General features: G+C 63.8%; 14 protein-coding genes. 9 read left to right on the forward strand and 5 right to left on the reverse strand.

The genetic code is table 11. The features are described from left to right. Position 1: 1 nt before the first annotated feature. Genes BLR13_RS24255 through BLR13_RS24265 form a run of 3 tightly spaced genes read right to left on the reverse strand, consistent with a single transcriptional unit; the run spans position 2 to position 3,464 of the window. A complete protein-coding gene (locus BLR13_RS24255) occupies positions 2 to 1,126 on the reverse strand; it encodes a CaiB/BaiF CoA transferase family protein (RefSeq protein WP_079586007.1) in 1,125 nt (374 codons plus the stop codon). Next, positions 1,123 to 2,292, reverse strand: coding sequence for a CaiB/BaiF CoA transferase family protein (locus tag BLR13_RS24260; RefSeq protein ID WP_074818739.1), 1,170 nt, complete (start codon positions 2,290 to 2,292; stop codon positions 1,123 to 1,125). Before BLR13_RS24260 ends, BLR13_RS24255 begins: the two co-directional genes overlap by 4 nt. Beyond that, positions 2,289 to 3,464 (reverse strand): acyl-CoA dehydrogenase family protein, encoded by a 1,176-nt coding sequence (locus tag BLR13_RS24265; protein ID WP_074818736.1) that lies wholly within the window; start codon positions 3,462 to 3,464, stop codon positions 2,289 to 2,291. The genes BLR13_RS24260 and BLR13_RS24265 overlap by 4 nt, the downstream gene beginning before the upstream one ends. A 219-nt stretch (positions 3,465 to 3,683) precedes the next feature. Between BLR13_RS24265 and BLR13_RS24270 the strand changes: the two genes are divergently transcribed. Genes BLR13_RS24270 through BLR13_RS24310 form a run of 9 tightly spaced genes read left to right on the forward strand, consistent with a single transcriptional unit; the run spans position 3,684 to position 12,001 of the window. Continuing rightward, on the forward strand, positions 3,684 to 4,547 hold the full coding sequence (locus tag BLR13_RS24270; protein ID WP_074818732.1) for a branched-chain amino acid ABC transporter permease: 864 nt from the start codon (positions 3,684 to 3,686) through the stop codon (positions 4,545 to 4,547). Beyond that, positions 4,544 to 5,509 (forward strand): branched-chain amino acid ABC transporter permease, encoded by a 966-nt coding sequence (locus BLR13_RS24275; protein WP_074818730.1) that lies wholly within the window; start codon positions 4,544 to 4,546, stop codon positions 5,507 to 5,509. Before BLR13_RS24270 ends, BLR13_RS24275 begins: the two co-directional genes overlap by 4 nt. Further along, positions 5,506 to 6,210, forward strand: a complete 705-nt coding sequence (locus tag BLR13_RS24280) for an ABC transporter ATP-binding protein (protein ID WP_079586006.1) — start codon at positions 5,506 to 5,508, stop codon at positions 6,208 to 6,210. The genes BLR13_RS24275 and BLR13_RS24280 overlap by 4 nt, the downstream gene beginning before the upstream one ends. A gap of 37 nt (positions 6,211 to 6,247) precedes the next feature. Then, positions 6,248 to 7,417 (forward strand): amino acid ABC transporter substrate-binding protein, encoded by a 1,170-nt coding sequence (locus tag BLR13_RS24285; RefSeq protein ID WP_157793716.1) that lies wholly within the window; start codon positions 6,248 to 6,250, stop codon positions 7,415 to 7,417. A gap of 7 nt (positions 7,418 to 7,424) precedes the next feature. Continuing rightward, positions 7,425 to 8,189 carry an ABC transporter ATP-binding protein gene (locus tag BLR13_RS24290; protein WP_074818719.1) on the forward strand — a complete coding sequence of 255 codons (765 nt, stop codon included), beginning with the start codon at positions 7,425 to 7,427 and terminating at the stop codon, positions 8,187 to 8,189. Then, entirely contained in the window at positions 8,182 to 8,898 is a 717-nt protein-coding gene (locus tag BLR13_RS24295; RefSeq protein WP_074818716.1) for a nitroreductase, read from the forward strand. Before BLR13_RS24290 ends, BLR13_RS24295 begins: the two co-directional genes overlap by 8 nt. Positions 8,899 to 8,901: 3 nt before the next feature. Beyond that, complete coding sequence (locus tag BLR13_RS24300) at positions 8,902 to 9,861, forward strand: hydroxymethylglutaryl-CoA lyase (protein WP_074818713.1); 960 nt, start codon at positions 8,902 to 8,904, stop codon at positions 9,859 to 9,861. Then, positions 9,858 to 10,814: an HpcH/HpaI aldolase/citrate lyase family protein gene (locus BLR13_RS24305; RefSeq protein ID WP_074818710.1), complete on the forward strand. Its 957-nt coding sequence runs from the start codon at positions 9,858 to 9,860 to the stop codon at positions 10,812 to 10,814. Before BLR13_RS24300 ends, BLR13_RS24305 begins: the two co-directional genes overlap by 4 nt. Beyond that, positions 10,811 to 12,001 (forward strand): CaiB/BaiF CoA transferase family protein, encoded by a 1,191-nt coding sequence (locus BLR13_RS24310; protein ID WP_074818707.1) that lies wholly within the window; start codon positions 10,811 to 10,813, stop codon positions 11,999 to 12,001. Before BLR13_RS24305 ends, BLR13_RS24310 begins: the two co-directional genes overlap by 4 nt. Before the next feature lie 131 nt (positions 12,002 to 12,132). Here the strand turns inward: BLR13_RS24310 and BLR13_RS24315 are convergent, their stop codons facing one another. Together BLR13_RS24315 and BLR13_RS24320 are read right to left on the reverse strand one after the other, a co-directional pair. After that, the gene (locus BLR13_RS24315; RefSeq protein ID WP_074818702.1) at positions 12,133 to 13,281 is read right to left on the reverse strand and encodes an acyl-CoA dehydrogenase family protein; all 1,149 of its coding nucleotides are present in this window, start codon (positions 13,279 to 13,281) and stop codon (positions 12,133 to 12,135) included. Continuing rightward, on the reverse strand, positions 13,278 to 14,339 hold the full coding sequence (locus tag BLR13_RS24320; RefSeq protein ID WP_074818698.1) for an acyl-CoA dehydrogenase family protein: 1,062 nt from the start codon (positions 14,337 to 14,339) through the stop codon (positions 13,278 to 13,280). The genes BLR13_RS24315 and BLR13_RS24320 overlap by 4 nt, the downstream gene beginning before the upstream one ends.

Here is a 14,339-nt window from a genome sequence, read left to right on the forward strand (position 1 = left end):
ATTACTCCGAAGCTGAAGCATTCCCGAGAAACTGGGTGGTGTGTTCGCCGAGGGCCGGTTCGTGCAGGTTCGGGCGTGCCGGCTCATGGCTGAAGCGAATGGGAGGACCGATGTGGCGGCGGTCCAGTCCGTCGTGCTGGATCATCCCGCGGGCCAGCAGGTTCGGATGCGCAAGCGCTTCCGGAAGCGTGTTGACGCAGCCGTAGCAGACATCGAGCGTCGCAAGGTAAGTGTTCCACTCGGCCAGCGGCTTTCCGCGAAATTCGGCCGCGAGGAATTCCATCACCGGCCGCTGGTGCGGGCCCGGTCCGCGCAGGCACAACTCGGCCAGCTCCGGACGGCCGAAGGCGCCGAGCAGGTTATGAATGAACTTCGGCTCCTGCCCGGCCAGCACGAGGTAGCGGCCATCCTGCGTCTCGTAAGGACGGTAGAAAGCGGCGCCTCCGGTGGTTCGCTCGTGCGCGGCGATCGGTTGGCGGTTTTCGGCGAATGCCGGCCCCAGGATGTTCAGCATGCCGCCGACCATGACCTCATGCATGCTGATATCGATGTGGTCGCCAAGCCCGGTGCGCTCGCGCCGCAGCAGCGCCATCAGCACGCCGGACAGTCCTTGAAGCCCGGCGAGAACGTCGGCGGCGGGGATGCCCGGCATGGCCGGCTTGCCGTCATTGCCCAGCGTCATGCTGAGCAGTCCACTTTCGGCTTCGAGCGCGAGATCGTGTGCCGGACGGCCACGGAGTTCGCCATCCTGTCCGAATGCGCTGATCGAGCAGTAGACAATGCGGGGATTGCGGGCGCGCACGGCCTCATATCCGACGCCGAGGCGATCGACCGCCCCCGGGCGAAACGATTCCACGAACACGTCGGCGGTCTCGCAGAGGGCGAGCAGGGTGTTGCGTTGCGCGTTGTCCTTGAGATCGAGCACCACGCTCTTCTTGCCGCGATTGAGGTTGCGGAAGAACACCGTGCTCGGTCCGTCGGAAAGTCCGATGTGCCGGCCGGGATCGCCCTCGCCGGGCGCTTCGATCTTGATCACCTCGGCGCCGTGATCGGCCATGGCGAGGGTCAGATACGGACCCGGCAGGAACACCGAGAGGTCGATGACGCGGATGCCTTCGAGCTTCATGAGGAACCCGCAGGTTCGGCGGAACGGACCTTGCCGACATAGGCCGCGTTGTCGGCGCCGAATGGCGAGCAGGGCGCCTGGCTGAGACGCTGCCCGTTGATCTTGATCGGGTTCGCCAGCACCCGCATCTCGGGCTTGGCGGGGTGCGAGATGACGTTGATCATGTCGGTGGTCTTGAGGAAGGGATTGTCGAGAGCCTGCGCCAGGTCGAGTACCGGTGCGACCGGCAGCACGCCGTTGAACTTGCCGAGCCAGTAGGCCGTGGTTTGCTTGCTCAGCTCGCGATCGATGATTTCGGTCAGGGCGTCGCGGTTGGCTTGACGCGTCGTCATGGTCGCAAAGCGCGGATCGGCTAGCAGATCCGCTTTTCCGATCGCGCCGACGAATTCGTTCCAGAACTTGTCGGTCATGCACATGATGAACAGCCAGCCGTCGGCGGTCGGAAAGGTCTGTACCGGGGCCACTGAATAATGCGCGCTGCGACGCTGGCGCATCGAGACGTGTCCCTCGTTGAGGTACCAGGTGGCGACATAGCCGAGTTGATGCAGCGCGACGTCGAGCAGGCAGGTATCGACGTCGCACCCCTTGCCGGACGACCGCGCCTGGATCACCGCGGACAGAAGCCCGACGGCCGCGGTCAAGCCCGTGGTCTGATCAATGATCGAGGGGGCGCCGAGGCGGGAGGGCGGCCCGTCAGGCTCGCCGGTGAGGTGCATCAGGCCGGATTCCGCCTGCATCAGGTAGTCGTAGCCGGGCCACGAGGCGCGCTCGTTGTTGCGGCCGTAAGCCGAAAGATGCACGCATACGAGCCTGGCGTTGACCGCCGACATCGACTTGTAGTCGAGACCGAGCCTGGCGGGCAGATCGCCCCTGAGGTTGTTGAGCAGGGCGTCCGCGGTCGCCGCCAACTCGTTCAGCGCGGCTTTGCCCTCATCGGTGCGCAGGTCGATGGAAACGCTCTTCTTGTTGATGTTGAACGCCTGATAGTACTCGCTGTCGTTGTCGCCCAGCATGAACGGGCCGGTCTTGCGCGAAGGATCGCCGCCGATCGCGGCGTTCTCGACCTTGATGACCTCGGCGCCGAGGTCGGCAAGCAGCATGGTCGCGTAGGGTCCTGCGCCGAACTGCTCCACCGAAACGATTCGCACGCCCTGGAGTGGCTTCATAGCGCGGGGTTCCTTTTGATGTGCTGCTTGGAAATGATGATGCGCTGCATTTCGTTGGTGCCTTCGCCGATGCAGGTCAGCGGCGCGTCGCGATACAGGCGTTCGATGTCGTATTCGCGCGAATAGCCGTTGGCGCCGTGAATCCGCATGCCCTCGATCGAATTCTCCAGCGCCGCCTCGCTGGCGAAATATTTGGCCATGCCGGCTTCCATGTCGCAGCGTTCGCCGCTGTCGAAGGCGCGCGCCGCATCCAGCGTCAGCAGCCGCGCGGCCCGTGCCCGCGTCGCCATCTCGCCGATCTTGAGCGCAATCGCCTGATGTTCGCAGATCGGCTTGCCGAAGGTCTTGCGGATCTGCGCGTATTCGGTCGCCAGCTTGAGGGCGCCTTCCGCGATGCCGACGCCGCGCGAGGCGACATTGATCCGTCCGAGCTCGAGCCCGCCCGTGGTCTGGAAGAAACCCCGGCCCTCGACGCCGCCGATCAGATGGTCGGCAGGGACGCGATAATCCTCGAAGATCAGCTCGGCCGTATCGATCGACTTGTAGCCGAGCTTCGGCAATTTGCGGCCGACCTTGAAGCCCTGCATCTTCGGCGTGATGAACAGGCTCATGCCGTTGTAGCGGGGTTTGGCGTCGGGATCGGTCTTGACCAGCATCGCCAGGCACGACCCCTCGGCGCCGTTGGTGATCCATGTCTTGGTGCCGTTGATGACGTAGTGATCGCCGTCGCGCCGCGCGACCATGCGAATGCCCTGCAGGTCGGTGCCGGCGTCCGGCTCGGTGAGGGCGAGGCCGCCGCGAATTTCACCGGTCGCAAGCTTGGGCAGCCATCGCGTCTTCTGCTGCGGCGTGCCGAATTTCTGGATCGCGAGCGCGAGCATCAGGTGCGAGTTGATGATCCCGGTCACCGACATCCAGACCGAGGAAATGCTCATGATGATCTTGGCGTAGGTGGTCGCAGACAATCCGAGGCCGCCATATTCCGGGCTGATGATCGCGCCGAACAGTCCCAGCTCCTTCATCTGCTCGACCACATGCGTCGGATAGCGGTCGGCATGATCGTATTCGCGAACGATCGGTTTGAGCTCGCGGGCGACCCAACGCTCGATGGAATCGAGCATCTGCGTCTCTTCCTCGGTGTCGATTTGCGCGTTTCGGATCGCATCAGCCATCGGCAGAGTCTCACAAGTTGTCCGGACAAATATTTGGAGGTGCTACAAAACGTCTATAACTCGAGCCTTGACGTCAAGTAAAGTCCTCAGTAGTTGTCTGGACAATAGCAAGCGCTGGTCGAGAGGGAGAAATTCAATGTCAGGCGAACGCGCGGGATTTCCGCAGGCAACACCGCCTTCGCGCAAACTCTCGATTTGCAGCGCGCCGGAATCTGCTTCATGCCGCTGACGGAACTCCTCATCGGCGGAATACTGCTCGGCGGCGTCTATGCGCTGATGGCGTGCGGGCTCAATCTCATCTTCGGCGTCATGCGCGTGATCAACTTCGCGCATGGGGATATTCTCGCGGTGGCCGCGCTCTCGACGGTTTCCATCGTCGTCGGTTTCAAGCTGCCGTTCTGGCTGGCCGTGATTCTGGTTCCGACCGGCTGCGCGCTGCTCGGAATATTGATCCATGTGCTTATCCTGCGGCGGATCGAAAGCGCGCCGATGATCATGTCGCTGCTCGCGACCTACGCGCTCTCGACCATCCTGGTAAACGTCGCGATCCTGATCTGGGGCGGCGGCTACAGTGGTCTGCCCGGCGTACTGGGCGGTTCGATCCGGCTTCTTGGGGTCAATGTCTCGGTCTCGCGACTGGTGTCGTTTGTCTGTGCGATCGGCGTCAGCCTGGCCATTTGGTGGCTGTTGCAGTTCACCCGCTTCGGACGCGCGGTGCGGTCGGCCTCGCAGGCTCCGGAGCTTGCAAGCATTTCCGGCATTGCGGTCGAGCGTGTCAGGCTCGCGACATTCGCGCTTGGTTCCGGCATGGCCGGGCTTGCCGGCGTTCTGGTCGCGCCGGCGTTCGCCATTGATCCCCAACTCGGTTCGCGATTCATCATCAAGGCGTTTGCGGTGATCATCGTCGGCGGCATGGGCAGCTACCCCGGCGCCATGCTGGCCGCGCTGCTGCTCGGCGTGGTCGAGGTCGTGGGCAGCTATTTTGCGGGTGCCGTGATCGGCTCCGCATTCCTGTTTTTGCTGATGCTCGGCGTTCTCCTGGTCCGGCCGCGCGGGTTGCTTGGTGCGGGAGTTCGGATATGAAGCAACTGGGTCCCTTCGGCGTCTTCGCCATTGCAGCCGTCGCAGCCGGCGTGGTGCCGCTGGTCGGGTCCGACTACGCGGTGTCGTTCTCGATCCAGTTGCTGATCTTCCTGGTGCTTGCGTATTCCTGGAACCTGATTGGCGGTTACACCGGCTATACCCATTTCGGCCAGGTCGCCTTTTTCGGCATTGGCGCCTATGTCGGCTCGCTCCTGATCTTTCACTGGAACGTGCCCTGGTATCTGGCCGCGCTGGCTGCCGCGCTGGCCGGGGCAATGACCGCGTTGCCGCTCGGCGGCGCGATGCTGCGGCTCAAAGGTCCGTTCTTCGCCATCGGCATGTTCGGCCTCGCCCGCGTCCTCGAGGCGTTTGCGCTCGGCTTCGATGGTATCACGCAAGGCGGGACCGGCATTTATCTGAAGCCGCTCGGCGATCTCAAGCCGCTGTACTACGTCGTCGCCGCGGTGGCTGCGGTGATGATGCTGCTGACCTGGCGGCTCGACAATTCACGGCTCGGGCTCAAATTGCTGGCGATCCGTGAGGACGAGAATGCCGCCGAGTCGCTCGGTATCCCGACCACGCGTCTCAAGATCGGCGCGTTCGTTGCGTCCGCGGTGGCGCCGGCCGCGATGGGGTGCCTGTACTCGGTCTATCTCGGCTTCATCGATCCGCCGACCGCATTCGCGTCGAATATCGAACTCACCACCATCGCCATGGTGTTGCTGGGCGGCATGGGCACCGTGCTGGGTCCGCTGTTGGGCGCCATCGTGCTCTCCGTCGTCAACGAGGTCCTGTGGGCGAACTATCCGCAGATCTACCTCGCTTCGGTCGGCGTCATCGTTCTCCTGGCCGTGCTGTTCACGCCGCGCGGGCTCGTCAACATCGGCATGAAGGGCGGATGGCTGGCGCTCGGCCGGCCTCTGTTCCGGCGGCCCGCCCAACCCGCGAGCCAATCGTCATGACCGACCCGATACTCGTTGTCGAGAACGTGTCGAAGCGGTTCGCCGGCCGCATTGCGCTGGAGAACGTCAGTATCGACGTCACGCGCGGGTCGATGACCGGGGTGATCGGACCGAACGGTTCGGGCAAATCGACGTTATTCAACATCATCGCCGGTACGCTGCGGCCCGATATCGGGCGCGTCATCGTCGGCGGACGTGACATCACGCGGGCAAGCCCGGCGGAAATCTGTGGCCACGGTGTTGCGCGCACGTTCCAGATCAGCAGGCTGTTTGCGGAAATGACCGTCCTTGAAAACCTCGTTGCGGTCGCGCGGGGCAGGGATGATCGCGCCGCGATCGAGCTTGCCATGGAACTGCTCGATTTCCTGGAAATCACCGCAATCGCCGACAAGTGGACATCCGAACTTTCCTATGGGCAGCGCAAGCTGGTCGAGATCGCGCGGGCGCTGATGCTTCAGCCCAAGATACTTCTGCTCGACGAACCGTTCGCCGGCATCAATCCGCGGCTTCAAAACCGCATCGTCGAGCATTTGCACGCGCTTTGCGCCAGAGGCATCACGGTCTTCTTCATCGATCACGAGATGCGGATCGTGCTGAGCGAGTGCGATCTCGTTTATGTGCTCGCCGAGGGCCACGTCATTTCCAGAGGCGACACCCAAACGGTCCGTAATGACGCCAGGGTACTTGAGGCTTATTTCTGAACAATCGGCGGCAACGAATCCGCAAAGGGAGGGAAAAATGATCAGAACAACGATTCTCGCTGCAGTGATGGCCGCGCTGACGTTACCGAATGCGGTAAACGCCGCCGAACCCGTGAAAATCGGCGTGGCGCTGTCGCAGACCGGCAACCTCGCCGACTCGGCCGCTCCCTATTTCAAGGGGCTCGATCTCTGGCGCGAGCAGGCCAACGCGCGCGGCGGACTGTCCGGCCGGACGATCGAGTTTGTCGTCTATGACGACCGCTCCGATCCCGCGACCGCCGCGCGGCTCTACGAGCGCCTGATCACCAGCGACAAGGTCGATTTCGTGATTTCGTCGCTCGGTTCGGCGACGGCCGCAACCGGGTCGGCGGTCGCGGAAAAGCACAAGATGCTGATGATCAATGGCGGCGGCGCCGCGGAAGCCATCCAGCAGCGTGGTTTCAAATATGTATTCCAGACCGCGGCCCGGATCTCGTCCTATGCCGACGGCGTCCTGCCCATGATCCAGAAATACGGGGTCAAGAGCATTGCGCTGGTCTCCCGCGACTATGCTGCGGCGCGCGACATCAGCAAGGCCATCAAGCAGACGATCGACGGCAAGGACGTGAAGGTCGTGATCGACGAATATTTCCCGGCGGGAACGGCTGACTTCTCGTCGCAGATCGCCAAGGGCCAGCAGCTGAAGCCGGACCTGTGGATCGGGCTGCTCTATCCCAGCGAGGCGATCGAAACCGTTCGGCAGTTTCATTCGATGAACTACATGCCGAAGCTGTTCGTCGCCAACGGAGTGTCGCAGGATGACTTCATCACGGCGGCGGGCAAGGACGCCGAATATGCCGTTGGCATGTCGCTGTACGAACCGTCGCTGCCGAGCGAGGGCAACAAGGAGTTCGTCAAGACCTACCGGGACAAGTTCAGTTCCGACCCCGGCTACTACGCGGCGTTCGGCTTCGTCGCCGGCACCGTGCTCGAAGCCGCTGTAAAAAAGGCAGGTTCGACCGACACCGAAAAGGTTCGCGAGGTCCTCACCAGCCTGAAGCTCGGAACCGTCATGGGCAAGCACGAGGTCGACCCCAACACGTACATGCAGATTGGCGTGCGCGGACTTCTCGTTCAGGTCCAGAACGGCAAGCGCGAGGTGATCTGGCCGGAGGACTACAAGACGACCGAGCCGAAGCTGCCGATACCGGCATGGGACAAGCGGTGAGGGCGGCATGAAAGACGAGGCTGCGCCGCTCGAGCTTCGCGATGTGACGTCGGGTTATGGCGACGTTCCGGTGATCCGGCGCGCCAGCATGATCTTTCGCGAACGGCTGATCACGACGATTGTCGGCTCGAACGGGGCCGGCAAATCCACCGCGATCAAGGTCGCGGCCGGGCTGCTGCGCGCCTGGCAAGGTAGCGTGTCGACGTATGGCACCGATATCACGCGCGAGCCCACCGACCGGCGGGTTTATCGCGGCATTGCCTATGTGCCGCAGGGTCGCATCGTGGTTCCAGAGATGACGGTGCGCGACAATCTCATGATCGGCGCCCATATCCTGGGCAGCGACCGGCGCGCGATCGAGGCGGCAACCGAACGGGTGTTGCAGCTGTTTCCGGCGTTGAAGACGCGCATGAAGCAACACGCCGACACCATGAGCGGCGGCGAGCAGCAGATGCTGGCGATCGGCCGCGCGCTGATGACGAGCCCGAAGGTCATCATGCTGGACGAGCCTTCGCTCGGGCTTTCGCCAAAATATGTCGAGATCGTCTTTGAGCGCCTGCTGTCGCTGCGGGACGCCGGCATGACGGTCGTGATGGTTGAGCAGAAGGCCTCGCATGCACTCGGCATGTCGGATCGCGGTTATGTGATGCACCTCGGACAGGTGGCCTATGAGGGCGCAGCACGGGACTTGCTGGCGAACGACGACGTCAAGCGGCTGTTCCTCGGTGAAATCCCCGAAAGCCTGAAAGCACTGAATTTTACCGATGCATGATGCTCCGCACCAGATCTCGCGCGAGGCCGCGATCGCCGCCGTGGATGAAGCCATCCAGTCGCGCCAATCCGTCCGCGCGTTCCTTCCCAAGCCCGTCGGGCGAACCGTGGTCGAGGAACTGCTTCGGCTTGCGAGCCGAAGCGCCAGCGGCAGCAACATTCAACCGTGGCGTGTCAGGGTGATTGCCGGCGACGCCAAAGCGCGTTTGACCCAAGGCATTTCCGATGCCGTCGCCCGCGACGGTTTCGAACCTTACCAGCGCGAGTGGAACTACTATCCGGTCCGCTGGCGCGAGCCCTTCCTCGCGCGGCGGCGCCAGATAGGCTGGGACATGTACAGCCTGCTCGGTGTCGCCAAGGGTGACTTCGAGGGCACCCAGCAGGCCAGGATGCGCAACTACGAATTCTTCGGCGCGCCGGTCGGCATGATCTTCACGCTGGACGAGGATCTCGAAATCGGCAGCTGGCTCGACCTCGGCATTTTCTTAGGCGCGGTCATGATCGCGGCGCGCGGCCACGGTCTCCACACCTGTCCGCAAGCGGCATTCGCGGATTTTCACAGCGTGATCCGGCCGCTGCTCAACATTCCCGAGAACGAGGTTATCATTTGCGGGATGGCGCTCGGCCATATCGATCCGGATGCGCCGGTAAACGCGCTGAAAACCGCGCGAGCGGATCTGGACGCGTTTGCCACGTTCGACGGTCTCTGATCCATGGCGCTCAAACTCCCCAAAAACATTGTCATTGCCGAAGTCGGACCGCGCGATGGCCTGCAAAGCTTTCCGCGATGGATCGATACCGACACCAAGGTCGCCATCATCGACCGGCTCTCCGATCTCGGGCTGCCCGTTGTCGAGGTTTCCAGCTTTGCGCACCCGAAGGTCATTCCGCATCTGCGCGACGCCGAAGAGGTTTTCCAGCGCATCAAGCGCCGGCCCGGAACGGTGTACCGCGCCCTGGTCCCCAACGCCCGTGGCGCCGAGCGGGCGGCGCTGGCGCGGGTCGACGAGATGCTCGGACTGATCACGATCAGCGCGACCTACACCCGCAAGAACCAGAACATGACGATCGATCAGGCGATCGAGCAAAATCTCGAATCGTTCCGGATCGCCGAAGCGCGCCAAATCCCGTTCGTCATGGCACTCGGCATGGCGTTCTGGTGCGCGTATGAGGGCTCGATTGCGGAAGCTGATGTCATCGCCGTGGTGCGGCGCCTGCATGACGGCGGCATCCGCCGCTTCTATCTTGCCGGCTCGCTGGGGATGGAAGATCCCGCGCACGTCAACCGGCTGTTCGCGCGACTTGGCGCGTTGTTTCCGGATGCCGGCTTCGGCTTCCACATCCATAATCTCTCGGGCATGGCGACCGCTAATATTCTGGCCGCGCTCGACGCCGGCGCCGAATGGCTGGAAGGCGCGATCTGCGGGATCGGCGGCGGAATCGCGATGCCGAACAAGCTCGGCTCCGTCGGAAATTTTCCGACCGAGGATCTGGTCGCCATGCTGGCGGAGATGGGCATCGAGACCGGGCTCGATCCGGAACGGGTGGTTGCCACATCGCACGCGATCGCCGGGATACTCGGCATCGAGCCCCAGAGCCACCGCGGCAACGGCGCAACGCGGAAAGCCGTGATGAACCTCGCGTCCACCAACCCGAACATGAGATATTCATGACATCCAGGACATTTCGGTCGCTTCTCGCGGTTCCCGCCACCTCGCCCCGTTTCCTCGAGAAGGCGGCGCAGGGGCCTGCGGATGCCATCTTCATCGACCTCGAGGATGCGGTCATCAACGCGCTCAAGCCGAAAGCACGAGCTGAGGCCATTGCAGCGATCAACGGGCTGGACTGGGGCGAGCGCATCGTCGCGGTGCGCGTCAACGGCCTTGGCACGTCATGGGGCTGCCGCGATATCCTCGACGTGGTCGAGGCCTGTCCGCGGCTCGACTATATCCTGTTGCCGAAATGCGAATCGCCCGGCGACGTGCATGCCGTCGACGTCATGATCCGGTCCGCCGAGACGGCGGCATCGCGCGATCGCAAGGTCGGGATCATGGGGCTGATCGAGACGCCGCGCGGCGTCGCCAATGTCGAGGCGATCGCGCAGGCCGGCGGCGGGCTCCATGCGCTGGTGTTCGGCGGCGGCGATTATCAGCTCGATCTTGGCAGCTTCCAGCGGGCGGTCGGCGCGCCTTCCGCCGATTACGTGGTGCTGACCGACGATGACGGCCGCAATCCGCGCCAGCGGCACTGGAACGACCTCTGGCACTTTGCCACGGCGCGGATCGCCAATGCCTGCCGTGCCTTCGGGCTGCTGCCGATCGACGGTCCATTCTCCGGCATCCGCGATGTCGACGGATTGCGCGCCGCCGCGTGGCGCGCCAGCGCGCTGGGCTTCGAGGGCAAGATGGCAATCCATCCCTCGCAGATCGAGATCATTCACGAGGTGCTGACACCGGCTGCCGGCCAGATTGCCTGGGCCAACGAGGTGATCGAAGCGATGGCCGCGGCCGAACGCGAAGGACGCGGTGCGGTCAAGGACAAGAACGGCGAGATGATCGATCTCATGCACATCAAGGTTGCCAGGAAATTGCTGGACCGGGCCGCCAGCATCGGGGGAAAGCCGTGAGCGCATTGAAGGGGATTCGAGTTCTCGACCTCGGCACGTTCATCGCGGGGCCGCATTGCGCCACCATTCTCGGGGAATTCGGCGCCGAGGTCATCAAGGTCGAACCGCCGACGACCGGTGACTCGCTGCGGCGTCTCGGCACCAACACCGATTGCGGCGATACGCTGGTGTGGCTCTCCGAGGCTCGCAACAAGAAATGCGTGACGCTGAACCTCGCCAGCGAACGCGGCCGGGAACTGCTGAAGCAGCTCGCCGCCAAGTGCGACATCATCGTCGAGAATTTTCGGCCCGGCACGCTGGAAAAATGGGGCCTCGGCTATGAGGAACTGAAGAAGATCAATCCCGGCGCGATCCTGGTGCGTATCTCGGCTTACGGCCAGGATGGACCGTTGCGGACGCAACCGGGCTTTGCCCGCATCGCGCATGCGTTCTCCGGCCTGACCTATCTCGCCGGCGAGCCGGGCGGCATTCCGGTCGTTCCAGGTTCGACCTCGCTGGCCGATTATATGTCAGGCATGTACGGCGCCATCGGCGCACTGGTCGCGTTGCAGGCCCGTGGGGCGAGCGGCGAGGGCCAATGCGTCGATCTCGCGCTTTACGAATCGGTATTTCGTGTTCTCGACGAGATTGCGCCAGCCTATCAGAAGTTCGGATATGTCCGGGAGCGGATGGGCGCGGACACGGTGAATGTCTGCCCGCACAGCCACTACCAGACCAAGGATGGCAAGTGGATCGCGATCGCCTGCACCAGCGACCAGATGTTCGTGCGGCTGGCGGAAGTGATGGAACAGCCCGAACTTGCCTCGGCCGAACGATACGGCCCTAAGGACCTGCGGCTTGCGGCGCGCGACGAGGTCAACAGGATCGTCGCGCATTGGGTCGCGTCGCTGGATTGCGAGACGGTACTTGCGCGTTGCAAAACAGGCGGTGTGCCGGCAAGCCTGATCTTCAGCATTGCCGACATTTTCGAGGACCCGCAATATCGCGCGCGGGGCAATATCAAGATGATGCCATCCCGCGCCGGCGAAATCGCCGTTCCCGAAGTCGTGCCGCGGCTCTCCGAGACGCCTGGACAGGTGAGCTGGCTCGGCGAAGGGCTTGGCGCGCAGAACGATGAGATCTTCGGCGGTCTGCTTCAATTGAGCGGCACCGAAATCCAGGCGCTGCGGGATAACAAGGTCATCTGAAACCCGGAGCCGAGCGCTAGCGACAGCTGCAACGGTCGAATCGACCCATCGAAGCCCCGACACCGTGCTTGGCAGCTGCCGACGGTGACGCGTTGTTGCGCGTTACATCGCCAGTCGGCCACGCGAGCCGGTTAACGCAGCCCCAGGCCGCGCGCGATGATTCCGCGCAGGATCTCGCGGGCGCCTCCGCGGAGAGAAAACGAGGGGGCGTGCAGCGTGGTGTAGGCCAGCACCGCGGAGAAGTCCGTCGCCGATGACGAGGTCGGCTCGGCGCCGACCAGCAGGCGGGCGATTTCCGGAACTTCCTGTTCAAGTACCGCGCCGAGATCCTTCACGATCGCCGCCTGCAGCGTCGGATCGGACCCCGCCTGCAGCATTCCGGCGACGGATCGGGACATCCGGCGAAGCGTCACGATATGCGCGACGAGGCGACCGACGGCAGCCTTGGCGTGGTCGGACGGCGAATTTCCCAAGGCGCGGACCATTTCGACCAGCAGTTCGAAGGAAGAAAGAAATCGCTCGGGCCCGCTGCGCTCGTTGGCAAGCTCGGAGGTGACCTGTTGCCAGCCTTCCCCGACCTTGCCGATTACGCTGTCCGCCGGCAGGAAAACGTCGGTGAAGACGACCTCGTTGAAATGATGCTCGCCGGTCAGCGCGATGATCGGCCTGACTTCGACACCCGGCGTCTTCATATCGACCAGGAACTGGCTCAGCCCCTGATGCCGCTCGCCGCCGTCACCGGTCCGGCAGAACAGCACCATGTAATGGCTGCGATGGCCGTTGGTGGTCCAGATCTTGGTGCCGTTGACGCGGTAACCGCCGTCGACCGGTACCGCCCGCGTTCGCGCCGATGCCAGGTCGGAGCCGACATCCGGCTCGCTCAACCCGATGCAGACGAAGCAGGTGCCGGCGGCGATGCGCGGCAGGATTTCGAGGCGCTGCTGTTCGGTGCCCGAACGCAGCAACAGCGGGCCGGATTGCCGGTCGGCGATCCAGTGCGCCGAGACCGGCGCGCCATGCGCCAGCATCTCTTCGAGCACCACATAGCGTTCGAGCGCACTGCGCTCATGGCCGCCATAGCGCTTCGGCCAGGTCATGCCGATCCAGCCGCGCTCGCCCATTTTGGCGCTGAATTCGGCACTCCAGCCGTTCCAGCTTTCGGCGCGTTGCAGGGCAGTGGTGCCGGCCAATTCGGTCTTGAGGAAGTCGCGCACCTCGCGCCGCAGTTCTTCGGCCTCGGGCGAACGCGGCGGCGGCGCAAACGGGAACTGGTTCGTCATCGGGACGCTCCGATATCGGTGATGCCGTACCACAGCCGATCCGGACCGCCCTTGATCATGGCCTGCCCGATGCGTGTGCTCCATTCGGTCTCGTTGCCGAACTCATCGCGCCAGGACAACAGCCGCCGCGTGTAGAAGTGGAGGCTGTGCTCGTGGGTGAATCCGAACGCGCCATGGATCTGATGGGCGATGGCGGAACCGAGGCCTGCCGCTTCGCCGCAGCGGACTTTCGCGCAACCGATCGCCAGCGCCTCGACGCCTTCGTCGGTCACGGCCTCGGCGGCAAGGTCCGCCGCCGCATTGGCAGCCTCGGTCTGGGTCGCCAGAACCGCCAGACTCTGCTGAATGCTCTGGAATTTTCCGATCGGGCGCCCGAACTGAACGCGCTCTTCCGCGTAGCGGACGCTCATCGCGATTACCTTCGAAAGCGCACCGGCGATCTGCTGGGTCCGCATCGCCGCACCCATCGCGCGCAGATCCAGGCGTGAGAATTCGGACGGCGCGATCTCGCCGTCCTTCAACGCCAGGTCGATCGTGAAGCTGTCGCGCGGCTCGCGGGCGACATTGTCGGCGCAATCCGGCGCCATTCCGTCGGTTGAGATGAGTACGACGTAAGGCCGTTCCTCGAAGTCGGCGACCGCAACGACCGTTTTGACATGCCGCCCCCAGGGAACATGGCGCAGGCTGCCCGCCAGCGTCCATCGGCCATCGCTTCGCTTGAGCGCGGCTTGATCCGCCGAGGGCACGCTGATCGGGCCGGACGGGATTGCAATGCCTGCTTTCGCCAGCAACAGGCCCGCCAGCATGGTTTCGCCAAGCGGCAGCGGCAATGCGTGCTCGCCCGCGGCGCGCAACACCGAGAAGGCTTCCACCGGCGAAGCGCCGAAGCCGCCGGCGTCCTCGGGAATGAGCGCGCCCGGCAGTCCGGCCGCTTCGACAGCCGACCACGCCGCATCAGGCCATCGGCCGGTCTCGGCGTCCGCCAGATCCTTCGGATGGCAGAGGTCGCCGAACAGCCTGCCGGCCATGTCGAACAGTGGATTTTCGGTTTGCGTCAT

It is taken from the genome of Bradyrhizobium ottawaense (genome assembly GCF_900099825.1).
Lineage (GTDB): Bacteria > Pseudomonadota > Alphaproteobacteria > Rhizobiales > Xanthobacteraceae > Bradyrhizobium > Bradyrhizobium ottawaense_A.